We start from the raw sequence: 25599 nt of genomic DNA on the forward strand, positions 1-25599 counted from the left end.
GAGCGAAAGGCCGCCATGGCACCCTCCTCCCTTACGGGGTTTTTCACGCCGCGCGGCTGGGGCCTGCTCGCGGCCGGAGCCGTGGCGCTGTTGGGGGCTGCTGCCCTGGGGCGCGAGGACTTGCTGGCCCTCGCTGTTCTCCTGATCTGCCTGCCTCTCCTCGCTGCTGCCACGCTCCGCCTGGTCAAACCGGGCTTCCAGGTTGACCGGTCCTTTGCCCCGCCGCTGGTGGAAACCGGTACGGCAGCCACCGTGACCCTGTCCATTCGGGGCCGGCCGGCATCGGTGTCACTGATACGGGAGGGACTACCGCTGCGTTTCGGTGCCAGTCCGGTGTTCCGCTTTCCCCCCGAGGGCGGGGCCGAAACCGGAACCGGAAGTTACCGGTACCGTCTGCGCTCGGGCCGGCGGGGCTTGTACTCGATCGGCCCGGTGACCGCTGAATTCCTCGACCCCTTCGGCCTGGCCAAGACGGTCCACACCCTGGGCGGAACGAATCAGCTCGCTGTTGCCCCCGCACCCCGGGACCTTCCCCCTGCGCCGATCGTAGGGCCCGCGGGAACGGACGGGTCTTCCCCCAGCAGGCGCCGCGGCACCCCCAGCGAGGATGACGTGACCACCCGGGAATACCGGTACGGAGACCCTATGCGCCGCGTGCATTGGGCGGCAACGGCACGGCACGGCGAACTGATGGTCCGTCAGGAAGAACCCGTCACTGCACCCACTGCTTCCATCCTCCTTGACCAGCGCCGTCCCGCCTACGGGTCCCCTGGTGCCTTTGGCGCGGACGACGGCGGGCTGCTGACCTCCGAAGCCTTTGAGTGGGCCGTCTCTGCCGTGATCTCCAGCGCCGTATTTTTCGCCGAGTCCGGATACGCCGTGCGCTTCACCGACGAGCTGTTCCGGCCCGGGCTGTCCCGCTCGCCGTCGGCCGTTGACGCCGACGAGCGCCTGTTCCACGGCGCCGACGGTCTGCAGGACCTCGCCGAAGGCCTGGCCGCGCTGGGCCTTGCCGATCCGGCCCAGGTTACCGGCGGCCCCGCACCGGCCGCCCCGTTCGGGGACCTGCTGCTCGACGGCCTGTCTGCTGGCCGTTCTCCGGGCCCGCTGCTGGTGGTGGCCGGGAGGATCAGCGCCGCCGAGGCAGCAGCCCTCGCGCCTGCAGCCCGGTATTCGGCGCAGCCCATGGTGCTGATGGTCAGTGACCGGCCGGCAGAACAGCGTCAGGCGCAACGGATCCTGCACGAGGCCGGCTGGAGCACGGTTGCCGTGGGCCCGGGTACCCCGGTCCCGGCCGCCTGGTCGCTCCTGCACGCCGGCAACACTCCGGAGCCTTCTCCGGCTGCGGCTCGGAGCGCTGCTCGTCCCGTTCGTTCCGCCCCGTCCACCGGTGCCGGAAGGGGTTCCAAATGACCACGCTCCTCTCCCGCCCGCAGCAGGCCCGCCCGGCTCCGTCCGCCCATGGAGGCCGCCCGGTACGCCGCGGGTCCGCCAACCTGCCCGTGGGCGCGGCAACGGCGGCGGCAGTGCTGCTGTCCTCGCTCAGCATCCACGGGGTCATCGAAGGCTGGTCCTGGCTCCCTCCCCTGTTCCTGGCTGTAGTCCTTCCGCTCGCCGCTACTGCCGGCATCAGGCGGCTGGGATGGCCGTTGCCCCTGGTACCGCTGGCCGGTATTGCCGCACTGGTTTTGACGCTGACCTGGCTGTTCGCCGCCTCCTCCGCAGTGCTGGGATTCCTTCCGGGCCCGGCCGCTTTCGCCCGGGCGGACGCCCTGCTGCTGGAAGCGCGTACGGTAATCATCACCGAGGTCACCCCCGTACAGCCCCTGGCGGGCATCGTATTTCTATGCTGCGCCGGCGTCGGGCTGGTGGCAGTCCTGGCGGATACACTGGCGGCCACCCTGCGGATGCCGGCCACCGCCGGCCTGGGCTTGTTTGCCGTGGTGATGATCCCGGCAGTGCTGAAACCGGAGAGCATCGGGCCCTGGTACTTCCTGTTGGCGGCCGCCGGATACCTTCTGCTGCTCGCCGCCGGATCGCGCCGGGAACAGCAGGCACCCGGAGTTCCGATGCCGCGCGCCTGGGCAGGCCGGAGCGCCGCGGTCTCGGCATCGGCGCTTCTCCTGTCACTGCTGCTTCCGGCAGTGCTGCCCGGCTTCACGGGCGGCGCGTTTCCGGAAGGCTCAAAATTCAACTTCTGGTCCAACACCACCGGCCTGAACCCGATAGTTACACTCGGCAACGACCTGCGCCAGCCGCAGTCCGCAGGACGGATCACGTACGCCACGTCCTCGCAGGAACCGGTATACCTGCGCTCAACCACCTTGGAGGACTTCTCCGGCCGCCGCTGGTCACCGGATCTGCGGACCGATGAGCGGCGCCAGGGAATAGCCGCGATGGCCGCTGGAACCACCGGGTACAGCTCCCCGGAGGGAACACCGGGTACACCCGTGGTGACGCGGATCAGCAGCAAGACCTATGCCAGCCCCTGGCTCCTGGCCCCCTATTACCCGCTGGGCATCTCCGGGGCGGACGGGTCCTGGAGCTGGGACCCGAAGACCATGACGGTGCTCGACGACGGCTCGGACAGTTCCGGCGCGCAGGACTACCAGGTCCTCAGCGTTTCCGCGCAGCTCACTCCGGAGCAGCTGGCCGCGGTTCCGGCGGCGGACACCTCAGAGGTAGACCCGGTGTTCACCGACCTCCCGGAAGACCTGCCCGCCCGGATCGGCGAGGCAGCCCGGGACGCGGTGGGAGATGCGTCCTCGCCGTACACCAAGGCAATGGCCATCCAGAGCTATCTGCGCGGCCCCCAGTTCTCCTACTCCCTGGATGCTCCCGTGGAGGGCGGCTACGACGGGAACGGGATGGATGTCCTGTCCGAGTTCCTGGACCGCAAGGCCGGGTACTGCATCCACTTCGCGGCGGCCATGACCGTTATGGCCAGGTATGAGGGAATTCCGAGCCGGATGGCCCTGGGCTACGCTCCCGGCCAGTCCACCGGGGAGACCCCGGACGGGACCGGACCCAACGGCGAAGCGCTGACCGAATTTGAAGTGGATTCCACGGATGCCCATGCCTGGCCGGAACTGTACTTCGAAGGTGCTGGCTGGGTCCGGTTCGAGCCCACCCCGTCCCGCGGGTCGGTTCCGGACTATGCCCAGCAGGCACGGCCCGCCACCGGAGCGTCCGTGCGCGAGGATGAAGATCCCCGCGTTCCCGGAGCCCAGCCCGCGGTTCCGTCCGTACCGCGTGAGGATCCGCTGGAACCGGAAACGGTGCTGGAACCGGACGCTTCCCAGGGCACGGCGTGGACCGGCGGTGTACTGGCAGCTTTGGCGGCCGCCGCGGCCGCGCTGGCGCCCTGGGCACTGCGCCGGCGCCGAACAGCAAAGCGCAAAACTTCCGGATCCCGTTCCGGGCCGGCGTGGGATGAAATAGCCGATTTGGGCCTGGACTACGGGTATCCGGGTCACCCTTCGGATACGCCGCGGGCCTACGCACGGCGGCTGTCCGATGAGGCCGGCTTTGCCCCGCCTGCCGACGCCGCCTTGACCCGGATCTGCCGGGCCTATGAAGAGGAAGCCTACGCACGTGCGGACTCCGGGGTCCGGCCGGGAGGCGGGACCGTATCGGCCCGGCCGGCGGCGGATTGGGCTGATGTGGACTCGGTGCGGGCCGCGTTGCACGCCAACGCCCGCCTGTTTACCCGGCTCCACGCCAGGTTCCTGCCGCCGTCGCTAACCACCCGCTTCCGGCACGGTTAGCTTCCAACACGGCCAGGGGCCTCCCCGCCGACGGCGGAGAAGCCCCTGGACCGTGCTGAGCCGGCGTTACCGCTGCGCGGGATCGGCTATGCCGATGTACTGCGTGTAGAGGTATTCCTCGATGCCCTCGGCACCGCCTTCGCGGCCCAGACCCGACTGCTTGACCCCGCCAAACGGTGCTGCCGCGTTGGATACCACGCCGGCGTTAAGGCCAAGCATCCCCGATTCGAGTTCTTCCCCGATCCGGAGTCCGCGGTTCAGGTCACTGGTAAAGACATAGGACACCAATCCGTACTCGGTGTTGTTGGCCAGGGCTACTGCCTCATCTTCGGTGGAGAAGGTCACAATAGGCGCAACCGGCCCGAAGATTTCCTCCTGAAGGATCCGTGCGTCCGGCGCAACGTCCTTCAGGACCGTCGGCTGGTAGAAGTAGCCCGGACCGTCCACGGGCTCGCCTCCCACCAGCACCACGGCACCGCCGTCCACCGCGTCCGTCACCAGGCCGTGCACCTTGTCACGGGACTTGGCGTCGATCAGCGGCCCGATCTTGGTGGCATCTTCGGTGCCGCGGCCGGTGGCCATGGCACCCACCCGGGCGGCGAACTTCTCTGCGAACTCCTCGGCCACGGTGTCCTGGACAATAAAGCGGTTGGCTGCAGTGCAGGCCTCGCCCATGTTCCGCAGCTTGGCGGCCAGGGCACCGTCCACCGCCTTGTCCAGGTCTGCGTCTTCGAACACGATGAACGGAGCGTTGCCGCCCAGCTCCATGGACGTGCGCAGGACGTTCTGCGCTGCATCACGGATCAGGCCCTGCCCCACAGGAGTGGAGCCGGTGAAGGACACCTTGCGCAGCCGCGAATCCTTGAGGATCGGTCCCGTCACGTCGCCTGCTGCGGTGGTCGGCACAACGTTAAGCACACCTGCAGGCAGGCCCGCTTCCATCATGACGGCGGCGAATAGGGCGGAAGTCAGCGGAGTAAGCTTGGCGGGCTTGAGCACCATGGTGCAGCCGGCAGCCACGGCCGGGGCGATCTTGCGGGTGGCCATGGCCAGCGGGAAGTTCCACGGCGTGATCAGCAGGCACGGTCCCACCGGTTTCTTGTTCACCAGCAGGCGGGACTTCCCGTCCGGTGACATGCTGTACCGTCCGGAGACCCGGACCGCTTCCTCGGAGAACCAGCGGAGGAATTCGGCGCCGTAGGCCACCTCACCGCGGGACTCGGCCAGCGGCTTGCCCATTTCCAAAGTCATCAGCAGGGCGAAGTCTTCGGTGCGTTCGGTGACCAGCTCAAAGGCACGGCGCAGGATCTCGCCGCGTTCCCTCGGGGCGGTTCGTGCCCAAGCGTCCTGCGCAGCGGCGGCGGCGTCCATGGCCAGTGCGCCGTCTTCGGCTGAGGCGTCGGCGATGCTCAGCAGGGTCTTGCCGGTGGCGGGGTCTTCGACGTCGAACGTGCTGCCTGTCGACGCGTCCCGCCACTGCCCGTTGATCAACAGGCCGGTGGGGACCTGCGCCAGGAGTTCGGCTTCACGGTCTGCGGGAATACCCATGGGAATTGCCTCCAAAGTTCATCGGATACTGCGGACGCTGCGCCCGCAGTTCCCTTCACCGTAGGCTTCCCGGCCCGGCCGTGTAAATGCGGAGGCGCACTGGCCACCGGCCGAACCGCTGTGCATCTGCCCAGCCGCGTGGTTGGTCAGTTCCGTGCTGCCAGCACCGCAGAGTACAGTTCCCGCTTGCTGATGCGGGCGTCCTCGGCGACGGCGGCAACCGCGTCCTTCAGCCGGATGCCCTGCTCTACGAGTCCGTTCACCGCGCCCACGTGGTCCGCGGCCTGCTCGGGGGCGGCATCCGGTGCGCCTTCCACCACGACGGCGATTTCCCCGCGGACGTCTCCGGCCTCGGCCCATTCCAGCAGCTCACGCAGGGGTCCGCGCAGCACCTGCTCATGGAGCTTGGTCAGTTCACGGGCTATGGCGGCCCGGCGGTCCGAGCCGAAGGCCGCATCAAGTGCCCGCAGCATGGGTTCCAGGCGGTGCGGTGCTTCGAAAAAGACCATGGTCCGCTGCTCGCCGGCGAGCTGGGCCAGCCGCGTGCTGCGCTCCCCCGGCTTACGCGGCAGGAAGCCCTCAAAGCAGAAGCGGTCCGTGGGCAGTCCCGATAGGGCAAGCGCCGTCAGTACCGCTGACGGGCCCGGAGCAGCCGTCACCGTCAGCCCTTCCGCCGCCGCAGCCTCCACGAGCCGGAACCCGGGGTCGGACACGGCCGGCATTCCGGCGTCGGTGACCATCAGCAGCGTGCTGCCGCTGCGGACCATTTCCAGCAGGTCTGCGGTGCGGGTCGCCTCGTTGTGTTCGTGGTAACTGATAATCCGCCCGCGCGTCGTGATGCCCAGTGCGCTCACCAGCCGGTGCAGGCGCCGGGTGTCCTCCGCGGCGATGATGTCGGCGCTTTCCAGCAGGCCGATCAACCGGTTGGTTGCGTCTCCCATGTTCCCGATGGGAGTTGCGGCCAGGACAATTTGCCCGGACCCTGCCCCGCCTTTGTCCGCGTTGCCTGTATCTGTGTCCGCCGTACTGCCGGATATCTTGCTTGAGTCCACCCTCTAACCCTACGCGACAGGCTATAGAGTGGGGCGCGTGAGTCTCACCGCTGCCCCGAGAACCCGCCGCGACGCACTGTCCCGGCTTGAATCCCCGCAACGGGCAGTGACCTACGAGGCACTGCGGGAACGCTTGCTGGGTACCCTGGCCGTGCCGCTGGGCCGAGCCGGCTGGGTCCTGCCGCTGCTGATGGCCCTCCTGGGCGGCGTACTGCGCTTCGTCCGCCTCGGGGAACCCGGTTCGCTGGTGTTCGATGAGACGTATTACGTCAAGGACGCCTATTCACTGCTGCAGTTCGGTTATGAACGGGAGTGGCCCGAGGACGCCAACGACGCGTTTAACGCCGGCGCCCCGCAGGCACCGCTGGACGGGCCGGAATATGTGGTGCATCCGCCTGTTGGAAAGTGGATGATCGCCCTGGGCATGGCGCTGTTCGGTGCGGACAACGGATTCGGCTGGCGGTTCGGCGCGGCCCTGACCGGGACCCTGACGGTCCTGCTCCTGGGGCTGATTGCGGCCCGGCTGTTCAGTTCGGCGACCCTGGGCGGGCTCGCCGGAATGTTGCTGGCCGTGGACGGCCACCATCTGGTCCATTCACGAACCTCGCTGCTGGATGTTTTCCTGACCTTCTGGCTAGTGGCTGCCTTCGGTGCCCTGCTGCTGGACCGCCGGGACGGGCGGCTGCGCCTGGCGCGCGCCTTGTCCCGGGCCGCCGCGCCCCCGGGCGCCGCGGGCAGTCAACTGATGGGCGGGCCGTGGCTGAACGGGCCATGGCTGCTGTGGCGGCCCTGGCGGCTTGTTGCCGGTGTATGCCTGGGCCTGGCGGTGGGCACCAAATGGTCAGCCCTGGCCTTTGTTGCCGTGTTCGGGCTGATGACCGTGCTCTGGGACGTGAACGCCCGGCGGCTGGCCGGGATTACGCGGTGGAAGGGCGCGCTGCTGCGCGACGGCGTCCCGGCCTTCCTGACCGTTATTCCAGCTGCTCTGCTCACCTACCTGGCCGCCTGGACCGGATGGTTCCAATCCGATGACGCCTACAACCGGCAGTGGGCGGCGGAGAACCCGGGCGACGGCCTCAGCTGGCTGCCGCAGTCGCTGCGGTCCCTGGCCGAGTACCACCGCAGCGCGTACGCCTTCCATAACGGGTTGTCCTCCGAACACAGCTACTCGGCATCCGCCTGGACCTGGCTGTTTATGGGCCGGCCAACCTCCTTCTATTACCAATCCTCCGCCAACGGCGAGGGCGGCTGCACGGTGGACAGCTGCTCGTCCGCAGTTACGTCCGTGGGGAATCCGCTCATCTGGTGGGCGGCGGCCCTGTCGCTGCTGGTGGTGCTGTTCTACTGGGCGGGCCGGCGCGACTGGCGGGCCGGCGCGGTGCTCTCCGGAGTGGCTGCTGGATACCTGCCTTGGTTCGCCTATCCTGAACGGACCACATTTTTCTTCTACGCTGTGTCCTTTGAACCGTTCCTGGTGCTGGCCCTGGTCTATGTCCTCGGTCTGGTCCTGGGCCGGCGCACCGACAGCACGCGGCGGCGGCGCACGGGTCTGCTGGTGGTCGGCTGCTTCGCAGCCGCGGTCCTCCTCCTCTCGGCGTTCTTCATGCCGGTTTGGACGGCCGAAACCGTCCCGTATTCTGTCTGGCGGCTGCGCATGTGGATGCCCAGCTGGATTTAAGTCTCGTTATCCATGTGCTCCGGCACAGAAAGAGAGGGCTAGGTGCGCGAATCCGCCACTGACCTCCTGGTTAGTCTTCCCGCAGAATCCAATGTCACGGATCTGTTGCTCCAGATGCATGCGAAGGACCCCGCCCGCGTGCTGTACGCGGTCAAGAACGGCAGTGAGTGGGAAGACATCACCGCCGCACAGTTCCTGGCGGCAGTCACCCGCCTGGCAAAGGGGCTCATTGGTTCCGGAGTCCGCCCCGGCGACAGCGTGGCCGTTATGTCACGGACTTCCTACGAGTGGACCGTTGCCGACATGGCCAACTGGTTTGCCGGTGCAGTGACCATTCCGATTTATGAAACGTCCTCCCCGTCCCAGGTGGAGTGGATCCTGGCCGACTCCGGCGCCCGCCACGTCTTCGTCGAAGATGAGCGGAAGGCCGCCGTCGTGCAGTCAGCCCTTTCAGGGTTGGAAGGCGAGTTCGCCGTGTGGATGATGAACGACGGCGACGGCGCCGATTCGCTCACCGCCCTGGCCGCAGCCGGACACGGTGTCAGCGACGACACCCTGGAAACGGCGCGCAGCACCGCGAACCTCGAGGACACCGCGTCCATGGTCTACACGTCCGGGACCACCGGACGGCCCAAGGGCTGCGAAATCACGCACGGCAACTTCGCCCTCTTCGGCGTCAACGTGATTGAAGTGCTGCCGGAGATGCTCAAGGTCCCCAACCCGACCACTTTGATGTTCCTGCCCCTGGCCCACGTCCTGGCCCGCGCGGTTCAGGTGGGCTGCCTGCACGCGGGCGTGAAGGTTGGCCACTCCCGCAGCGCGTCTGATCTGATGAGCGACCTCAAGACCTTCTCCCCGACGTTCCTGCTGGCCGTGCCGCGGATATTCGAAAAGATCTACACCGGCGCCCAGGCTTCAGCCGAAGCGGCCGGCAAGGGCAAGGCTTTTGCCGCTGCCTCGGCCACTGCCATTGCCTACTCGGAGGCGGTGGATTCCGCTGCCCGCGGCGGCCGCGGCCCCTCCATCGCGCTCACCCTCAAGCACAAGCTGTTTGAACGGCTGTTCTACCCGAAGGTCCGTGCGGTCCTGGGCGGCAACGCCAAGTTCGCCATTTCCGGCGCAAGCGCGCTGAGCCCCATGCTGGCCCATTTCTTCCGCGGCAGCGGCGTGACCGTCCTGGAGGGCTACGGCCTCACCGAAACCACGGCCCCGGCCAGCGTCAACCAGGCCACCCGCGCCCGGGTGGGCTCGGTGGGGCTGCCCATGCCGGGCACCACCATCCGGATTGCCGACGACGGCGAAGTCCTGGTCCGCGGCGCCGTCGTGTTCAAGGGCTATCACCGCAACCCGGAGGCTACCGCCGACGCGTTTGAGGGCGAGTGGTTCAAGACCGGCGATGTGGGTGTCCTGGACGACGACGGGTTCCTGCGCATCACTGGCCGGAAGAAGGACCTGCTGGTCACTGCCGGCGGGAAGAATGTGGCTCCGGGTCCGCTGGAGGAAAAGATCCGCGAGAACCGGCTGGTCTCCCAGGCCATTGTGGTGGGCGAGGGCAGGCCGTTCGTTTCGGCGCTGATTACCCTCGACGACGAAGCCCTGGCGGCCTGGAGCCGGGAGAACGGGGCGCCGACCGGGAATGCCGGAGACGACCCCCGGGTCCAGCAGATGCTGCAGGAGGCCGTGGACGCCGCCAACGCGACGGTTTCCCGGGCTGAGCAGATCCGCAAGTTCACCGTGCTGCCCAAGGACTTCACCTTGGAATCCGGGCACCTGACGGCCACCTTGAAGCTGCGCCGCAACGCCGTGATTGCCGACTACTCCGACGAGGTTGAGAAGCTGTACGCGAAGTAGTCTCCGCCAATAGGAAATCCCCCGTACCGTCCAGCGGTCCGGGGGATTTTCTGTGTGCCGTGCGGCGTCAGCTGCCGGGGCCTAGAGCGCGTTCAGCGACTCTGCGTAGCGGCGGCGGGCGTCCTCGCGTGCCTGGCGGACGCGTTCCCGGCGGGCTTTGGTCGGCCAGCAGCAGGCGAGAACTGCAGCGCATGTCAGCAGCACCAAGGCGGCGATCACAATTCCTGCGTCCATCCAGAACTGGGCCGGGAACAGCCGGATCAGTGTGTCGTCCAGGCGGAAGGTCCAGTTGCCGTTCGCAAAGAAGATGCTGTGCACCTGTGTGAAGAACTGTTCCCAGCCCAAGACGGCGAGGACCACCAGCACGGCCATCAGCGCCAGGGTCACCAGGGCGCCGGCGAACAGCGAGCGCCGGATACCGCCGGGGCTGCGGCGGCGGAGGTACAGGGCTGCGGCCAGGCTGAGCAGCAGCATCACTGCACCGGCCGTGAACGCGGCCGTCAGCACGGTTTTGACGTCCGCCATGTGGCTGACCTCGCTGGCGAGGTACAGCGGTTCCCCGCCGCCCCCCACCAGGTCGCCCAGATACCGCGCCCCGCTCAGGTTTGAAAGATAGTCCACGGCATATGAGCCATATGTCATGCGGTCATCCCGTGAGAAGCCGTAGGCGTCCTCGGGGAAGCCCGGACGGTGGTATTCGGCCCACAGGAACAAGGGTGTGGCAACGGCTCGGATGGCCGCAGCGAGCACCATGACCGGGAAGAACACGGCGATCATCACCTGCAGTACACGGGCAAGCACCGGCTTGCCGGCAGCTGCCTTTTCGCGTTCCTTGGCCCGCCGCTCGACTTGCTCCGGCGACACCGCGGCACCGTCCTGATCGGCCGGGTCCCGGTCAGTGTCCTCCGGATCCGTGTCCTCCGGATCGCTGTCGTCGGGGTGATTGTTCTCTGTATCAGCGAGGTTCCGGTCCGTGTTCTCCGGATCTTCGTTGTTCGGGAGGGCGTCGTCGGCGTGGCCGTTGGTATCGGCACTGCTGCGGTCCGTCTGATGGTGATCGGCAGACACGGCTGCGGCCGGCACTGCTGCTCCGGACACGGGCGAACCGCTTTCGGCCGGCTCGCCAGCGTCTGCGGTGCCTTCCTTCCGGTCCCCGGCCCGGGCAACGCCGCTCAGGTCCGGAAGAGTGCTGGCCCGGCGCATGGGGAGCTCACTGCGCTGCGCCAAGCTCGGATGGCCGCCCGGGACGGTTTCCGTCCCGTGCGGCGACGGCGACGCCTCCGGGTCGGGGCGCTGCTCGGTGACGGGGCGCTGCGCGGTGGCGGGAAGCGCGGTGGTGGGAACGACGGCTGCGGGCGAGTCCGTGTCTGCCGATACCGCGTCCGGCGTGCCGGCCTCAGCATGCTCGGTGTCCGGCATGCCGGCCTCAGTATGCTCTGCGTCCGGTTGGCCCGTCTCGGCCGGCTCTGTGTCGGGTCCGGCCGGAGACGAAGCGTCTTCCCGTTTCCCGGCAGCCCTGCCATTCCCGGCATCCCCGGCGCTTCCGGTGGATTCCGCAGATCCGGCAAGGCTGTTGAATTCGGCATCCCAGTCCGCGTGTTCGTCCGGGCCCGGCAGGGAGGCAGGTCCGGCCGCGCCGGCCGCCCGGGCCGCCCGGGCCGAATGGGATCCGGACCGGGAGCCGATGCGGTTATCCGGCCCGGCAGGCGCGGATTCGGCGGCACCGTTCTGAGGCTCTCCCGGTGTCGTTGGCCGATCCGTGGGGGTTTCGTCCTGGCTTGCCACTGCTTCCTCTTTCACTACCCGGATTTCACTACCCGAAACTGTTCTCACTGGTCTTACCTCGACCCTACCGGGACAGTGCGGGTCGTGTGCGCACGCCACCCCGCCCGCAGCTTAGGCAGTCAGCGCCTCGGCGCCGGCGTCGCGCGCGGCAAGGTCCCCCCGGTGTCCGGCACGGTAGGCCCTGCCGCCCAGGATCAGGGTGTAAGCCCAGTAAGCACAGAACACCAGGAACCCAATTGAAAGGCGCAGCCATGCAGGCAGCGGGCTTGGGGTCACGAAACCTTCCACCAACCCGGATACAAACAGCACCAGGATGAGGCCAAGGCCCACGGTTATCAGGGAGCGTCCTTCCCTGGCCAGCGCTGCCATGCGCGGCGTCCGGCCCGGCGCAACCAGGGCCCAGAAGATCCGCAGTCCTGCGGCCCCGGCTATGAAGATGGCGGTCAGTTCCATAAAACCGTGCGGAAGGATGTACGTGAAAAAGACATCCAGGCGCCCGTGCGCCGCCAGCAACGCGCCGGACATCCCCACATTCACGGCGTTTTGCAGGAGGATCCACGGCACCCACACCCCGGTGACGCCGAAGGCCACCGACTGGAGGGCGATCCAGGCGTTGTTGGTCCAGACCATTCCGGCGAAGCCGGCGGACGGGTTGTAGTAGTCCACGAAATCTTCTTCGGCGTATTGGCGCATTTCAGCCTCTGTGCCCATGGCTGCCAACACTCCGGGGGTGTTCAGCGCCCACCACCCGCTCAGCCAGGCCACCAGGACAAACACTGCCCCGATGGCGGCGGTGAGCCAGCGCACCCGGTAGAACGCGGCAGGGAGGGAATACAGGAAGAAGCGTGAGAGGTCCGTGAGCGCGGCGGAGCGGTTGCCGGTGAACTTCGTACGCGCCCTCGCCAGGCGCATCGAAAGCCCAGCGGACAAAGGCCCTTCCGGGGCCACGGAGCGCACTATGGACAGGTGTGTTGAAGCACGCTGGTACAGCCGAAGGAGCTCATCCGCTTCGGGGCCGCTGAGGCGGCGTCGGGCAGTGAGCTCGTCGAGGCGCATCCAATCGGCACCGTGCACGGCGGTGAAGGCATCCAGGTCCACGGGTACACCCTAGCGGGTCGGTACAGTGGAGCTCACCAACGGCTTTGGAGGAGGCACACGCGTGAGCAGCATTGTTACCGGCGAGGCAGTGGTCCTGGAGCTCCGCCCTGCCGGTTTCGCGCCCCGGATGCTTAGTGCCCTCATCGACGTTGCCGCCTCCGTCGTGGTATTTGTGCTCCTTGTGCTGGCGCTCGGCGGGATTGCCGCCAACGCGGATGAATCCCTCTTCCAGGCACTTCTGGTGGGGTCCGTGGTGCTCGTGTTCGTTGTGGCTCCAGCCGTCGTCGAAGCGGCCAGCCGCGGCAAATCGCTGGGGCGGCTGGCCCTGGGGCTGCGCATAGTGCGCGACGACGGCGGTGCGGTCCGGTTCCGGCACGCCATCATCCGGTCGGTCACGGCCGTTCTGGAAATCTATACGCTCTCCGGTGCCCTGGCGGTTTTCGTGGCCGTCTTCAATGACAAGTCCAAACGGCTCGGCGACGTGCTGGCCGGAACCTATGCCCTGCAGGAGCGGCTCCCGGCCGCCGCACCGCCTCCGGTGCTGACCCCGCCCGAACTTGCCGGGTGGGCGCGTTTGGCCGACCTTGGCCGGCTCCCCGATCCCCTGTCCTTCCGGATCTCCCGGTTCCTGGCGCAGACCGGCGGGATGTCCGGGCCCGCCAGGACCGCGCTTGCCGCCGAACTGGCAGCGGAAACGGTGCCTTACGTGTCGCCGCAGCCACCCATGGGCACCCACCCCGAGGCGTACCTGCGGGCCGTGACCGGAGAGCGGCGGGATCGGGACTTTGCACGTCTGCACCGGGCCCGCGGATCCGCTGCAGTGCTGGCCGCACGGCTGCACCGGACGCCGTTCAGCCGTTAGGCCCCGGCCGTCACCGGCTCCGGTTCAGTACCGGTAATGGTCCGGTTTGAAGGGACCTGCGACATCCACGCCCAGGTAGTCGGCCTGGCTTTTGGTGAGCTCAGTCAGCTCGACGCCGAGGGCGGACAGGTGCAGGCGGGCCACTTTCTCGTCCAGGACTTTGGGCAGCACGTACACCTGGTTGGCATAGGTCCCGTCGCCGTGGCGGGTGAAGAGCTCAACCTGGGCAATGGTCTGGTTGGCGAAGGAATTGCTCATCACAAACGAGGGGTGGCCGGTGGCGTTGCCCAGATTCAGCAGCCGGCCTTCGGAGAGGACGATGATGCTGCGCTGTTCGTCCGTGCCTTCATCGAAGACCCATTCATGTACCTGCGGTTTGATTTCGACCTTGCGGATACCCGGGACCCGGGCCAGCCCGGCCATGTCGATCTCGTTGTCGAAGTGGCCCACGTTGCCCACAATGGCCTGGTGCTTCATGGCAGCCATGTGCCGGGCCATGATGATGTCCTTGTTGCCCGTGGTGGTGATGAAGATGTCGCCTTGGTCCAGCACGGATTCCAGCCGGGCCACCTGGTAGCCGTCCATGGCCGCCTGCAGGGCGCAGATGGGGTCGATTTCCGTCACGATGACGCGCGCGCCCTGGCCGCGCAGTGCTTCCGCGGCGCCTTTCCCGACGTCGCCGTAGCCGCAGACAACGGCGACCTTGCCGCCGATCAGCGTGTCCGTGGCCCGGTTCAGCCCGTCCGGCAGGGAGTGCCGGATGCCGTACTTGTTGTCGAACTTGGATTTGGTGACGGAGTCGTTGACGTTGATGGCCGGGAACAGCAGTTTGCCTTCGGCTGCAAGCTGGTACAGCCGCAGGACACCGGTGGTGGTTTCTTCGGTGACGCCGCGGATACCCTTGGCGATTGCGGTCCATTTGCCGGGGTGCTCGGCGAGGCTGCGGCGCAGCCGGTCCAAAATGACCGTGAACTCGTAGGAGTAGCCGTCATCGTCCGCCTGCGGATTCTCCGGCACGAACCCGGCTGTTTCGAACTCCACTCCCTTGTGCAGCAGCAGCGTCGCGTCACCGCCGTCGTCCAGGATCATGTTCGGTCCGCCGGAGCCCTCTGGCCAGGTGAGGATCTGTTCCGCTGTCCACCAATAGTCCTCAAGCGATTCGTTCTTCCAGGCGAATACCGGCACCCCTGCCGGGTTGTCCGGGGTACCCTCCCCCACCACTACTGCGGCGGCGGCTTCGTCCTGGGTGGAGAAGATGTTGCAGGACGCCCAGCGCACTTCGGCCCCCAGGGCCGTGAGGGTCTCGATCAGCACAGCGGTCTGCACCGTCATGTGCAGGGATCCTGCAATGCGTGCTCCGGCCAGCGGCTGGCCGGGACCGTATTCGCGGCGCAGCGCCATCAGCCCGGGCATCTCGTGTTCGGCCAGGCGGATCTGGTGGCGTCCAGCTTCTGCCAGGGACAGGTCGGCGACTTTGAAATCCATGCTTCCGCCCGCTCCCCTAATCCGTTGCTGCAGGAACGGGACCGGTGCCGCCGGTGGCGGACGGCTTCAACATCACGGGAATGCCCTCCTCCAGCCGGTAGCGTACCCGGGCCCCGGAGGTGTCAGGGGCAGTGGAGAGCAGTTCGTCGCCCTCCTGCACAAGGCGGGAACCGGTAACGGGGCAACGCAGGACCGTTAGCAGTCCGGCAGATAGTGTGGCCATGGGACGGCACTTCCTCACAAGTCAGAACACGTCAGGTGCCGCGGCTGGCGGCGCATCACAGCCAAGCCTAACCCCTGGCCCCGGCGCAGGAGCTAGTTCTGTTCGCGCAGGACCCGCAGGTGCGCGCGGCGCGACCCGGGGATGTCAGCGGGCGGCTCCAACGCATGCTTGCCGCTGCGCTTGGGCTCATCGTCGTCCTCCGCCGGGGTCTCGGCGAACCGCTCCCGTACGGCGTCCACAAGGGCCGACAGTTCGTCGCTGGTCGGTGTCCGGGACTGTCCGTCCAGGTTCAGCCGGACCAGCTCCCATCCCATGGGGGCGGTGAGGCGGGCGGAATGGCCGGCACACAAATCGTAACAATGGGGCTCGGCGTACGTTGCGAGCGGCCCCAGCACTGCAGTGGAATCGGCGTAGACGTATGTCAGGGTTGCAACCGCCGGCTGGCGGCATGCTGATCTGGAGCACTGACGTAAGGATTCCACGGAGGACCACTTTACCCGCTCCCCGGCGACGACGGTGCAGGCGCGCCGGGCCCCCACGGTGCCGGGGAGCCGCCGGCGGCCGGATGCCCGCTGTTATTGCCCACGGCGACGGGGTCCCGGCACCCGGGGGCAGCGGTTAGAGTTCTTACATGTCCATGGGATCTTCGCTGCGGGTGAGCCTCGATGATGAGTCGGGTTCGGCTGCTGTGTCCTCGTCCGGCTACTGGGTCCGCTCCTTCCGGCAGCGCCGCCGCAACCGGCACGGCCGCGGGCTGCGCGGGGACCTGATTCCGCCGCATCTGGCCGGAGCACGTACCCGCTCCGAGCGGTTCGACGAGTGGGTCCTGGAATCCGCACAGCGCCTGGAACGGCTGTGGGGCGAGCGGATCCAGAGCTACCAGTTCGTGGTTACGGAAATCCCTCCCCGGCTGGAGGATCTGGCCCGCGAGGGCGGACCCATCCCGCTGGGCGCGGCCACCGCGTCCGCGCCCGGCCGCCCGGCGGTCATCACCATTTACCGGCACGCCGTGGAAACCTCGGCCCGGGGACTGGTTCCGGTCAGCGAACTGGTCCATGACGTGATCGTGGAACAGCTTGCCGGGCTGATGGGCATGGACCCGGAAACCGTGGATCCGGCCTACGGCAGGTTCCGTCCGCTGTAGCCCGGCCGGATTAGTTCCCCACGCCCACCTGGACCCTGTTTGCGCCTGCATTGCCCTTGGGCAGGACCAGCACGCTGAGGCCCCTGTCCCCTTCGGTCACCACCTGCGCTCCGTATACCGGTGCGCCGGTGGCGCGGACCAGGACCGCGACGGGCGAGGTGCCCAGATCGGCCGGAAGGACCGCCGTGGTGGACCCTGCGGACAACGGCAGGATCTTTTCCGCCTGCAGCGACCCGTCCGCCGATACGGCGGCGAGGCTGAGCTCCGCGGCTCCCGCGGGGGCAGCGAAGGACAGAACCGTGTTGGCCGAGGCCAGCACGGCCAGGTGCTCGCTGCCGACCCGCTCCCCTGCACTGGCCACGGCCAGGTCAGTGCCTGCACCGGCATCGGTGCCGCGGGTGACGACGGCGGCCGCCGCCACGGAAACGTCGGAGGAAATGTCCAGCGTGTAGGTTCCCTCGGGCAGCGAATCCAACGGCAGCTTGGTCACCGTCCCGGCTGCGGCGTTGTAACTGCCCCCGCCTTCAAGGTTCACTTCGCCGGCCGCTGAGAAAACGCGCACGTTGACCACGGCGTCTGTTGCCCCTGGCACGGCCACCTGCAGGGAGGGAGTCACGGACGCGTACCCGTCGACGGCTGCGAGCTTTCGGGTTGCCTCCGGGTTTTGGATGAAGACGCCGCCGACCACCTGGTTGGGCCGCGGCGCCGTTGTCGGCTGGATCAGTTCCACCCCGCCCGGGGTCAGGCCGCGCAGCAGGCTCTGCGAGATCACTGCCGAGACAGGCCCGCCGGAGCTGCGGACCCGGACCGCCAGCGCCTCCTGGTTCGCGGCCAGCCCGGCCAGGACCACCGAACGGGTCTGCCCGGGAGCAACGGAAATGCCGCGCGTCCCGGGCCCGTCCAGCGGACCCGCCGGACCGTAAAGTTCCAGGTCCACCGCCGCGGCCGTCTGCGAGGCGTTGGTCAGCTGCAGCACGGCGGTTGCCCCCACAGTTGTCCGGGCACCCACCAGCCACTGGTCGTTGGCCGGTGTCTGGCAGTTGGCGGCGGCCAGGCCGGACAGGTCGCCGTCGGTGGCGGCATAAGTCATGGCTGCCCCGGCGGTCGGCTGCAGGGCTCCCTTGGGATCGGCGCTGAGTACGGTTGCCGCCGAGACCTGCTGGTCCCGGGCGACGCCGGCAGTCCGGGTGCCGGCCAGCGGCACCTGAGTTCCTCCGCCCATGCGCAGCAGTACGGAGCCGTCCTTGACGGACGCCAAAGACGCGGCGGGCAGCGGGTTGCCTGCTGCCGGAAGGACGACGGCGTTGACCACGCTGCGTGCGGACGAGGACTCGGCACTGAATTCGGCATCGGTGCCGGCCACGTTGCCCGAGAGCAGCCGCAGGGGTTCCGGGCATACCCCGGTCAGCGGCCCGGCCGGCACCTCCGCGTACGGTACGTCCACGGCGCGGCCGGCTGTACCGGTACCGGCCAGGCTGGAACCGGCCACCAACGCTCCGGCACAGGCCAGCAGCAGGACTCCGCCGGACCAGCGGCCCGCTGCCCGTGCCCGGGAAGGCGCGGGAGCGGTCTTCCGCCCCCGTTCCTTCACGGTCTGATCGCGTGCGGTGGGCTGGCCTTCAGGGCTGGACTTCGTTTCGCTCATGGCTGGTTCCCCTCCCGGGTCCGGTTTTCGGGCCCGCTGCCGGCACCGGTGCGGACAGGGGAAGGCGAAGCGCCGTCCTGCGCCGGAACTTCAGCGGGGGCGGCCGCGGCCGGCCCGTCCGGTCCGGCGGCATCCGTTTCGCTGCCGCCCGCGGCGGTGCTGTCCGCAGCATCGGCACCCGCGTGGCGTTTGCCCGGCAGCCGGATTGTCCTGCCGGCACCCGGAGTAGGCAGTGCCAGCAGCACGGTCAGGCCAATGACCAGCACCTGCAAGGCCTCGACCCAGGGCTCCCAGGGCGAGCGGTAGGCAATAACCAGTTCCCCGCCGTCGGCCGGAAGTTCAAAAGCCTGTTCCCAGCCCCCCTCCGTTGCCGCAAGCGGACGGCCGTCCAGGGTGGCCTGCCAGCCGTCATCGGCGCGTTCGGCCAGGACAAGTGTGCGCCCCTGCACACCGGCCTCGAGGGTGGTGCGCACCTCTTCAGTATGTGAGGGCACAGCTGCTGCCGTGCTGCCGTCGGCGTTCAGGATCCGCACCCGCGCACCCAGCCCCGACTGTGTTTCGGTCCCGGCATCGTTGAGCGGCTCGGTCACGCGCCACAGCCAGCCCGCGCCGGTCTGGCCGACGGCGGCCAGGCCGGGCACGGAATCCATCCGGCCGGCCAGCAGCTCAGCTGCGGTATCGGACTCCTGCAGGACCACGAATGCCACGCCGAGCCGGGCAAGTTCAGCCCGCGGATCAACTCCCGTGCCGGCGGTGATTACCGCAACGGCCCGGCGCAGGTCCGCGGTGGCCGGATCGTCGGCGCCCGGCGTGCCGGGAACGCCTTCCAGTCCGCGGGCGGCAGAAACGGTGGAGAGCTGTTCCAGTGTGGTGCCTCCGCCGCGCATAAGGACGGCGGTGACATTCCCGTCGGCGTCGGCGTGCAGGACCAGGCTGCGGGACTGGGCGTCTCCGTAGCCGGCATCAGCTGCCGTGGCTGGGAGGGTTCGTGCGGGGGCGCCCTGCACGGCGGTTTCCAGTCCCGGCAGGATGCCGGCGTCGTTTGGACCGCCGTTGGCGGCGGTGCCGGGGAATCCATTGCCGGTGAACTGCGGGACCGCCCACAGGGCAAGGCTGGCGGCGGGTCCGGCGGCCAGGACAAGCCCGAGGACCACGGCAAGGGAACGCCTGCTGCGCGGCGGCCGGCGCGCGTGCACCGGCGCGGGGCTACCGGGCAGCACATCCGCGGTGCAGGCCAGCGCGGCGCCCAGGAGCAGCAGCACGGTCGCTGAAACCAGGGGGCCGGCGAACGCGGTGACCACGGAATCAGCAGTGGCGGCCGTACCCAAGTAGGACGCCGCGGCGTTAACAGCCAGTGAGGTGACAGCCAGGATCCAGGCCAGCCGGGCAAGCCGGGCCGTCCTCGTCCGGAACAGTCCGAGAGCGGCCAGCACCACCACGGGCGCGCCGATCAGCAGTGCCAGGACCAGGTTCCACGGACCCTGCGGGAGCAGGCCGGAAAGGGTGCCGTCAACGGTAAACGCCACGGGGTAACCCAGCAGCTGCTGCCACGGTTCGGAACGGTCAAAGGCCAGCGGGACTCCGGGGTCCGCCAGGACAGCGCGCAGATGGTCCGGCGCGGCGGACAGTACCTGCGGCAGCAGGAGCGCGGCAGGCGGGAGCAGGGACCACCAGAGGGTCCGGGCACGGCGGCGCAGGGCAAGCGTCAGGATCAGGACCGCGGCCACCGCAAGGACAAAGAGAATCGGCGCAGCTGCGGTAAGGACAGCCAGGAGCAGCCCGGCGGCGGCAGCTGCCGTCCAGGACGCTGCCCGCCCGGCGCCGGCGGCAGGCGCCGGCTTGCCGGCACCCACCGCACGCGCAACGGCGAGGACCGTGAGTGGAAGCAGGATGTGGGCGATCATGCTGCCCAGCCGTCCGCTGCCCAGGGCCGTTTGGAACGCGGGTACGGCGGCCCAGAAGACAGCTGCCCAGAACCGCAGGCCGCGATGTTGAGTAAAGACCCCTGCCGCGAACCAGGCACTCAGCCCGGCCAGGGGCAGGGCGAGCATCAGCAGGACGAGCACGGCGGTGTTCCCGTTGCCGAATCCGGCCATGGCCAGCAGGGACAGCACAAACCCGAAAGGATCTCCGTGGGCGGGGTAACCGGAGCCCGCCTGTGCCCACCATCCGGTGGCCGCATCCCATATTCCAGCCACCCCCGGACCCAAGGGCAGGAGGGCGCCGCCGGAAGCAGCTGGTACGCCGATCAGGCGGTGCAGGCCCGTGAGGGAAGCTGCGGCCAGCAGCAGGGCCCCGGCCAGAGCGCCGAGGCCGACCCAGCTGCGGCCGGATCCTTCAAGGGCGGCAAAGTCATCACTGGCGTCACCGGAGGGGACGTATTCTTCCCCGCCTGGACCGTTTGGACCGGTATGTGCCTCGGTCAGGGTCCGGCGGTGTTCGCGCACTTCCCTGCCGGTGCTGCGCAGGGCGTTCACGGCGTTGCGGGGGCGTGTCCTCGTTGAGGCTGCACGCCGGCGGGAACGGTAAAGATCCAAGGGGCGGCAGACGGCGGCAACGCTTGTGACCAGCGACGCCGCGGCGTATCCGGGATCCTTGGCCAGCATGCCCAGGAAGAACCGGCCAATGCCGCCAAGGACAGCCCCCACGGCGAGGAAGGGCACCTGCCACAGCGGCGCGTGCTTGAGCCGGAGGAAGATCTCGGCCCTGCGCGCGGCAGCTTCCGATGCCGCCGGGTTGGGGCGGTCGCCGGCATGGCGGACTCCGGCGGCGGGAACCACCACCACGCGGTTTCCGGCCAGCCTGTTCCGCCAGCAAAGGTCAATGTCATCGCCGCTGCCGGGCAGGGCAGGGTCGAATCCGCCCAGTTGGTCCCAGGCGTCCCGGCGGATGAGCATACCGGCCGAGTTAACGGCAAAGATATCGCTGCGCGAATCGTATTGGCCCTGGTCCAGTTCGTCGGCGTCGATCAAGGTGAGCCGTTCGGCCCAGCGGTTGACGCTGATCCCCACGTCCATGAGGCGGCGTTCGTTATCCCAATGCACCTGCTTGGCGCCCGCAATTGTGACCGACGGCGCCCGCTCCACGGCCAGGAGCAGTTCCTCCAGCGCCCCGGGGGCGGGCGCTGAATCATCGTGGAGCAGCCAGATCCATTCACTGGCCGGATCACGGTCGGCCCCGCCCCGCTTGGGGAGCTCGGCCAGCCCTGCTTTCACCGCGGCGCCGAACCCGCCGCGCGCGGGAGCGGCGATGACTGGGCTGCCCACGGGGAGGCCCAGCTGCAGCAGGGAAGCGCTTGCATCGGTGGAGCCGGCGTCAACGCCGATGCAGAAATCTGCCGGCCTGCTCTGTGCCGTCAGTGCGGATAGTGTCTCGGGAAGGAACCGGGCGCCGTTGTGCGAAACCACAACAGCACAAACATGGACGTGCGAAAGAATTAGACTGCCTGCTTCCGAAGCCGGCGGCGTTCACGCTCGGACAGACCGCCCCAGATGCCGAACCGCTCATCGTTGGCCAGTGCGTATTCCAGGCACTGTGACCGGACATTGCATGCGGCGCAGACCTTCTTCGCGTCGCGGGTGGACCCACCCTTTTCGGGGAAGAACGCCTCTGGATCGGTCTGGGCGCACAGTGCGTCCGCCTGCCAGCCAAGCTCGCCCTCGTCCGCGTAGTCTTGGCCGAGGCCGGGAAGCCCGATCCAGACGGGCCGGGTTTCAGGTGCCGCGGGGAACAATGAGACCGGCGGGTCGAGGACGGTTTCCTCCTCCTCCGGGGCTTCAGCCAGCGCCTGGTGGGCAGCGAGGAAGGCAGTGGCCTGGTCCTCAATCGAACCGGCAGTATCCCGCCGGTACCGCTCGGCAGCAGCCGGATCAGCGGGATCCACGTACCAGTCAACGGGGACGCCCCGTGAACCGTAGCTGGCGGTGGCCTGCTCAGCAATGACGGTACTGTCCTGCGATTCTTCTGCTTGCCCCATGGAGTCCTCCCGGTGTTACTGCCCCAGCGGCGGCTGTGTGGTGGAGCCGCAGGCACTGGGCCTGCGGGTCCTCCATGTGGCTGGAACAAATCCGATACCTAATTACACGCGTGTAATACGACTCCGTCAAGCTGTTCAGGCATCTTATAGAGTTCATTGAGCGGATGCGAGGAACGCCACGCCCGGGATCTGCACCATTTTCCGGGCGCGTCGCACTTTACAGAAGCGCTGCGGCAGTGGGAATGAATTTCCCGCGCCACCCGCCGGTACCGCACCGGAGCCGGCCCGCACCGCACGGATCGGCAGGACCTACGAAAGAGAGCACTTGATAATGAGCACGCCGGCATCCGCCCTGCTTTCGGGCCTGCGCACGCAGCAGGCCACTTCCCCCGCCCTGATTTGGTACGGCAGCGGAGGGGAACGGATCGAGCTGTCGGGGAAGGTGCTGGACAACTGGGTTGCCAAGACCGCCAACTTCCTCGTGGACGAACTCGACGCCGAACCCGGGCTGAGGCTGCGGCTCGATTTGCCCGTTCATTGGAAGACCCTGGTCTGGGTCCTGGCCGGCTGGCAGACCGGCTGCACGGTGGTGTGGGATCCCGAGGGCAGCTCCGCGGCAGCTGATGTCACGGTTACCGCCTCGGCGCAGTCCACGGGCCCGGGGACCGTGGTGGCGGTGGCGCTGGGCGCCCTTGACCTGGCCTACCCGGCAGACCTGGCCCCCGGCGTCGTCGACTATGCCGCGGAGGTACGTTCGTATGCTGATACCTACCTCGAGGGGCCGGCGCCGGACGCCTCAGTGCCTGCACTGGAGGTCCACGGCGGCACGTCGGCAGCCCTGCTGCAGGGAACGGTCCCCTACAGTGCACTGCCTGCCGGCGGCGAACCCGCCGGAACACCCGGCGTCCTCCTGGCAGCCTCCGCGGACCTCCCGCTGGTGCTTGAGGCCGCCCTGCAGACCTGGGCTTCCGGCGGCGCGCTGGTCCTCACCGGCGAAGGCGTAGATCCGGGCGAGAAGGTCCTGGCCTCGGAGCGGGTTACGAAGCGGTTGGAGGCCTGACAGCCCCGGTCCGGGGCGCCGGATCTTCGCGCGGGGCTGCGGGATCATCCAGCAGCTCGTAGTCCTGCTCGAAACCGGGCTCGTCATCCAATTCGGCGTTAAAGACCCAGAAACGGTAGGCAAAGAACCGCAGGACGGTGGCCACTCCAATGCCGATCACACCAGCCAGGAACAACAGGTTCTTGTCCTCTATCCCCATGGGATAGCGGGCAACCCAGGTGAAGCCGGTGGAGATCAGGATGCCCACGCCGTTGATCAGGATGAACAGCCCGAGTTCACGCGCCACATTGTCTTGGCTGCGGCGCCGGCGGAACGTCCAGTAGCGGTTGGCCACCCAGGAGAACATGGTCGCCACAACGGCGCCGACAAAGCGTGCCTTGACCTCGCTGCCGGACATGGGTCCATGCATCAGGTACAGGGTCAGCCCGTTGTCGATGAGGAAGGCCAGGGCACCCACGGTTCCGAACTTGGCGACTTCCCGCCAGAACAGGGAAACAAGGCCCCGAAGCCGAGATGACAGCGATGTAAACATGACCCTCCGAGGCCGATCCGCGACAGGGGCCCGCAAAAACGGCGGACTGCTGCCTACACCCGACGCGCGGACGCGCGGCGGTCAAGTAAGCAATATTACCGCCGGTTTATGGGAGTTTGCTCGGGACTGTGGCATATCCGGGGGTGGCGGCGCAGGATGCACAGGGCTTTTCGGTACCCTTAAGGCGTGGATTTTCCAATTATCGGTGTGATAGGTGGCGGCCAGCTCGCCCGGATGATGGCCCCGGCGGCCACGGCACTCGGATTTGAGCTGCGCGTGCTCGCCGAGGGACCCGATGTGTCGGCGGTGCCGGCAGTGGCCAACGCCACGGTCGGTGATTACCGGGACCTGCAGGTCCTCGCGGACTTTGCCGCCGGCGTCGACGTGCTGACCTTTGACCACGAACACGTACCCGGCGGGCACCTGTCGGCACTGGTGGAGAAGGGATTCAACGTCCAGCCGGGCCCCGACGCCCTGATCCATGCCCAAGACAAGCTGGTCATGCGCGCCGCCGTGGAACGGCTGGGCCTGCCCAACCCCCGCTGGGCCGAGGTTGCCGACGTGGAGGAGCTGGCAGCCTTCGGCGAGTCGATCGGCTGGCCGGTGGTCCTGAAAACCCCGCGCGGCGGATATGACGGCAAGGGCGTGCGGATAGTGGCCGACGGCGCCGCAGCGCGGGAATGCGCCGACTGGTTCGGTGCCGGCCCGCTGCTGGCTGAAGAGAAAGTCCCTTTCACCCGTGAGTTGTCCGCCCTGGTAGCCCGGACCCCCGGCGGGCAGAGCACGGCCTGGCCCGTGGTCCACTCCATCCAGGTGGACGGCGTGTGCGACGAAGTGATCGCTCCGGCACAGGACCTTGATCCTGCGGTAGCCGAAGCTGCCGCGGCTGCGGCGCTGCGCCTGGCAGAGGAACTCGGTGTGACTGGCGTAATGGCCGCGGAACTCTTCGAAACCCCGGGCCGCGGCCCCGGATTCCTGGTCAACGAGCTGGCCATGCGTCCGCACAACTCCGGGCACTGGACCATGGATGGTTCCCTGACCGGGCAGTTCGAGCAGCACCTGCGGGCCGTTCTGGACCTGCCGCTGGGCGCCACCGGACTACTGGCCGGGGCAACGGTCATGAAGAACTTCCTGGGCGGACCAAATCCCGATCTGTTTGCCGCCTATCCCCTGGCCATGGCCGCCGAACCCGCCGTCAAGATCCATGCCTACGGCAAATCGGTGCGCCCGGGACGTAAGATCGGGCACGTTAACGCCGTCGGCGCCGCTGGCGACCTTCCCGCACTCCGCCGCAGCGCCGGCCGGGCGGCGGCCATCATCCGTGACGGCCGCGACCCCCTGAAGGAGAACTGAAGTATGCCCAACCGTGCTACCCCGCCGCTGGTCGGCCTCGTTATGGGCTCGGACTCCGACTGGCCGGTCATGGATGCCGCTGCGGCGGCCCTGGCCGAGTTCGGGATTCCCTATGAAGCCGACGTCGTGTCGGCCCACCGTATGCCCGAGGACATGCTGGACTACGGCAGGGAAGCACACCGGCGCGGACTACGCATCATTATTGCCGGTGCAGGCGGCGCCGCCCACCTGCCCGGGATGCTCGCCTCGGTGACGCCGCTGCCGGTCATCGGGGTACCCGTACCGCTGAAGTACCTGGACGGAATGGACTCGCTGCTTTCGATTGTCCAGATGCCCGCCGGTGTGCCGGTGGCAACGGTCTCCATCGGCGGAGCCCGGAACGCGGGCCTGCTGGCCGTGCGGATGCTGGCCGCCGGCACGGACCCCTTTGCTGCCCGGCTGCAGCAGCAGTTGATCGAGTTCGCCGCCGGCCTGCGCCAGAGTGCCATGGCCAAGGGAGCCGCCCTGCGCACATCCCAGACCGGCACGGACTAAGGGCCG

20 protein-coding genes are annotated in these 25599 nt (G+C 68.2%); 9 read left to right on the forward strand and 11 right to left on the reverse strand.

Annotation, left to right across the window (positions count from 1 at the left end; genetic code table 11):
- Nucleotides 1-15 precede the first annotated feature (15 nt).
- Complete coding sequence (locus LOC57_RS15450; RefSeq protein ID WP_229960785.1) at nt 16-1413, forward strand: DUF58 domain-containing protein; 1398 nt, start codon at nt 16-18, stop codon at nt 1411-1413.
- Complete coding sequence (locus LOC57_RS15455; RefSeq protein WP_229960787.1) at nt 1410-3767, forward strand: transglutaminase TgpA family protein; 2358 nt, start codon at nt 1410-1412, stop codon at nt 3765-3767. The genes LOC57_RS15450 and LOC57_RS15455 overlap by 4 nt, the downstream gene beginning before the upstream one ends.
- A gap of 66 nt (nt 3768-3833) precedes the next feature.
- Here the strand turns inward: LOC57_RS15455 and LOC57_RS15460 are convergent, their stop codons facing one another.
- The gene (locus LOC57_RS15460; RefSeq protein ID WP_227914115.1) at nt 3834-5315 is read right to left on the reverse strand and encodes an NAD-dependent succinate-semialdehyde dehydrogenase; all 1482 of its coding nucleotides are present in this window, start codon (nt 5313-5315) and stop codon (nt 3834-3836) included.
- Nucleotides 5316-5461: 146 nt separating this feature from the next.
- Nucleotides 5462-6352 (reverse strand): 16S rRNA (cytidine(1402)-2'-O)-methyltransferase, encoded by an 891-nt coding sequence (gene rsmI, locus LOC57_RS15465; RefSeq protein WP_283997677.1) that lies wholly within the window; start codon nt 6350-6352, stop codon nt 5462-5464.
- Nucleotides 6353-6395: 43 nt separating this feature from the next.
- Between rsmI and LOC57_RS15470 the strand changes: the two genes are divergently transcribed.
- Together LOC57_RS15470 and LOC57_RS15475 are read left to right on the forward strand one after the other, a co-directional pair.
- Nucleotides 6396-8045 carry a dolichyl-phosphate-mannose--protein mannosyltransferase gene (locus LOC57_RS15470; RefSeq protein ID WP_442860735.1) on the forward strand — a complete coding sequence of 550 codons (1650 nt, stop codon included), beginning with the start codon at nt 6396-6398 and terminating at the stop codon, nt 8043-8045.
- 42 nt (nt 8046-8087) lie between these two features.
- A complete protein-coding gene (locus LOC57_RS15475) occupies nt 8088-9896 on the forward strand; it encodes an AMP-dependent synthetase/ligase (RefSeq protein ID WP_229960791.1) in 1809 nt (602 codons plus the stop codon).
- Nucleotides 9897-9977: 81 nt separating this feature from the next.
- Here LOC57_RS15475 and LOC57_RS16560 read toward each other — a convergent pair whose 3' ends face one another.
- A complete protein-coding gene (locus tag LOC57_RS16560; RefSeq protein WP_229960793.1) occupies nt 9978-11696 on the reverse strand; it encodes a TIGR01906 family membrane protein in 1719 nt (572 codons plus the stop codon).
- A gap of 96 nt (nt 11697-11792) precedes the next feature.
- On the reverse strand, nt 11793-12779 hold the full coding sequence (locus LOC57_RS15485; RefSeq protein ID WP_229960795.1) for a stage II sporulation protein M: 987 nt from the start codon (nt 12777-12779) through the stop codon (nt 11793-11795).
- A 61-nt stretch (nt 12780-12840) separates the two neighbouring features.
- On the opposite strand from LOC57_RS15485, the gene LOC57_RS15490 reads away from it, so the two are divergent.
- Nucleotides 12841-13641: an RDD family protein gene (locus tag LOC57_RS15490; RefSeq protein ID WP_227926965.1), complete on the forward strand. Its 801-nt coding sequence runs from the start codon at nt 12841-12843 to the stop codon at nt 13639-13641.
- A gap of 24 nt (nt 13642-13665) precedes the next feature.
- Here LOC57_RS15490 and ahcY read toward each other — a convergent pair whose 3' ends face one another.
- From ahcY to LOC57_RS15505, 3 genes are all read right to left on the reverse strand, one after another.
- The gene (gene ahcY, locus LOC57_RS15495; RefSeq protein WP_229960797.1) at nt 13666-15126 is read right to left on the reverse strand and encodes an adenosylhomocysteinase; all 1461 of its coding nucleotides are present in this window, start codon (nt 15124-15126) and stop codon (nt 13666-13668) included.
- A 16-nt stretch (nt 15127-15142) separates the two neighbouring features.
- A complete protein-coding gene (locus LOC57_RS15500; protein ID WP_227914108.1) occupies nt 15143-15349 on the reverse strand; it encodes a Trm112 family protein in 207 nt (68 codons plus the stop codon).
- A gap of 92 nt (nt 15350-15441) precedes the next feature.
- Nucleotides 15442-15888 (reverse strand): DUF3499 domain-containing protein, encoded by a 447-nt coding sequence (locus LOC57_RS15505; RefSeq protein ID WP_331460684.1) that lies wholly within the window; start codon nt 15886-15888, stop codon nt 15442-15444.
- A 92-nt stretch (nt 15889-15980) separates the two neighbouring features.
- Here LOC57_RS15505 and LOC57_RS15510 point away from each other — a divergent pair, with 92 nt between their 5' ends.
- On the forward strand, nt 15981-16493 hold the full coding sequence (locus LOC57_RS15510; protein WP_227914106.1) for a metallopeptidase family protein: 513 nt from the start codon (nt 15981-15983) through the stop codon (nt 16491-16493).
- Nucleotides 16494-16503: 10 nt separating this feature from the next.
- Here the strand turns inward: LOC57_RS15510 and LOC57_RS15515 are convergent, their stop codons facing one another.
- The 3 genes from LOC57_RS15515 to LOC57_RS15525 are packed head-to-tail and all read right to left on the reverse strand — an operon-like array spanning nt 16504 to nt 22114.
- The gene (locus tag LOC57_RS15515; protein WP_229960799.1) at nt 16504-18138 is read right to left on the reverse strand and encodes a DUF5719 family protein; all 1635 of its coding nucleotides are present in this window, start codon (nt 18136-18138) and stop codon (nt 16504-16506) included.
- Complete coding sequence (locus LOC57_RS15520) at nt 18135-21545, reverse strand: glycosyltransferase (RefSeq protein ID WP_229960801.1); 3411 nt, start codon at nt 21543-21545, stop codon at nt 18135-18137. Before LOC57_RS15520 ends, LOC57_RS15515 begins: the two co-directional genes overlap by 4 nt.
- A gap of 29 nt (nt 21546-21574) precedes the next feature.
- Nucleotides 21575-22114: a WhiB family transcriptional regulator gene (locus LOC57_RS15525; RefSeq protein ID WP_229960803.1), complete on the reverse strand. Its 540-nt coding sequence runs from the start codon at nt 22112-22114 to the stop codon at nt 21575-21577.
- 331 nt (nt 22115-22445) lie between these two features.
- Here LOC57_RS15525 and LOC57_RS15530 point away from each other — a divergent pair, with 331 nt between their 5' ends.
- On the forward strand, nt 22446-23174 hold the full coding sequence (locus LOC57_RS15530; protein ID WP_227926960.1) for a TIGR03089 family protein: 729 nt from the start codon (nt 22446-22448) through the stop codon (nt 23172-23174).
- Here LOC57_RS15530 and LOC57_RS15535 read toward each other — a convergent pair.
- Entirely contained in the window at nt 23152-23706 is a 555-nt protein-coding gene (locus LOC57_RS15535; protein WP_229960805.1) for a GtrA family protein, read from the reverse strand. The genes LOC57_RS15530 and LOC57_RS15535 overlap by 23 nt on opposite strands.
- 234 nt (nt 23707-23940) lie before the next feature.
- Here LOC57_RS15535 and LOC57_RS15540 point away from each other — a divergent pair, with 234 nt between their 5' ends.
- On the forward strand, nt 23941-25059 hold the full coding sequence (locus LOC57_RS15540) for a 5-(carboxyamino)imidazole ribonucleotide synthase (protein ID WP_231700905.1): 1119 nt from the start codon (nt 23941-23943) through the stop codon (nt 25057-25059).
- A gap of 3 nt (nt 25060-25062) precedes the next feature.
- The gene (gene purE, locus LOC57_RS15545; protein WP_227914100.1) at nt 25063-25593 is read left to right on the forward strand and encodes a 5-(carboxyamino)imidazole ribonucleotide mutase; all 531 of its coding nucleotides are present in this window, start codon (nt 25063-25065) and stop codon (nt 25591-25593) included.
- The last annotated feature ends 6 nt before the right edge of the window (nt 25594-25599 follow it).

The sequence above is a fragment of the Arthrobacter sp. zg-Y750 genome, assembly GCF_020907365.1.
GTDB lineage: Bacteria > Actinomycetota > Actinomycetes > Actinomycetales > Micrococcaceae > Arthrobacter_B.

Coding starts and splice junctions, on each gene's coding strand:
- LOC57_RS15455 (WP_229960787.1), top strand. CDS start 1,410: ATGACCACGCTCCTCTCCCGCCCGCAGCAGGCCCGCCCGGCTCCGTCC.
- LOC57_RS15450 (WP_229960785.1), top strand. CDS start 16: ATGGCACCCTCCTCCCTTACGGGGTTTTTCACGCCGCGCGGCTGGGGC.
- LOC57_RS15515 (WP_229960799.1), bottom strand. CDS start 18,138: ATGAGCGAAACGAAGTCCAGCCCTGAAGGCCAGCCCACCGCACGCGAT.
- purE (WP_227914100.1), top strand. CDS start 25,063: ATGCCCAACCGTGCTACCCCGCCGCTGGTCGGCCTCGTTATGGGCTCG.
- LOC57_RS15540 (WP_231700905.1), top strand. CDS start 23,941: ATGATGGCCCCGGCGGCCACGGCACTCGGATTTGAGCTGCGCGTGCTC.
- LOC57_RS15530 (WP_227926960.1), top strand. CDS start 22,446: ATGAGCACGCCGGCATCCGCCCTGCTTTCGGGCCTGCGCACGCAGCAG.
- LOC57_RS15535 (WP_229960805.1), bottom strand. CDS start 23,706: ATGTTTACATCGCTGTCATCTCGGCTTCGGGGCCTTGTTTCCCTGTTC.
- LOC57_RS15500 (WP_227914108.1), bottom strand. CDS start 15,349: ATGGCCACACTATCTGCCGGACTGCTAACGGTCCTGCGTTGCCCCGTT.
- ahcY (WP_229960797.1), bottom strand. CDS start 15,126: ATGGATTTCAAAGTCGCCGACCTGTCCCTGGCAGAAGCTGGACGCCAC.
- LOC57_RS15460 (WP_227914115.1), bottom strand. CDS start 5,315: ATGGGTATTCCCGCAGACCGTGAAGCCGAACTCCTGGCGCAGGTCCCC.
- LOC57_RS15510 (WP_227914106.1), top strand. CDS start 15,981: ATGTCCATGGGATCTTCGCTGCGGGTGAGCCTCGATGATGAGTCGGGT.
- LOC57_RS15525 (WP_229960803.1), bottom strand. CDS start 22,114: ATGGGGCAAGCAGAAGAATCGCAGGACAGTACCGTCATTGCTGAGCAG.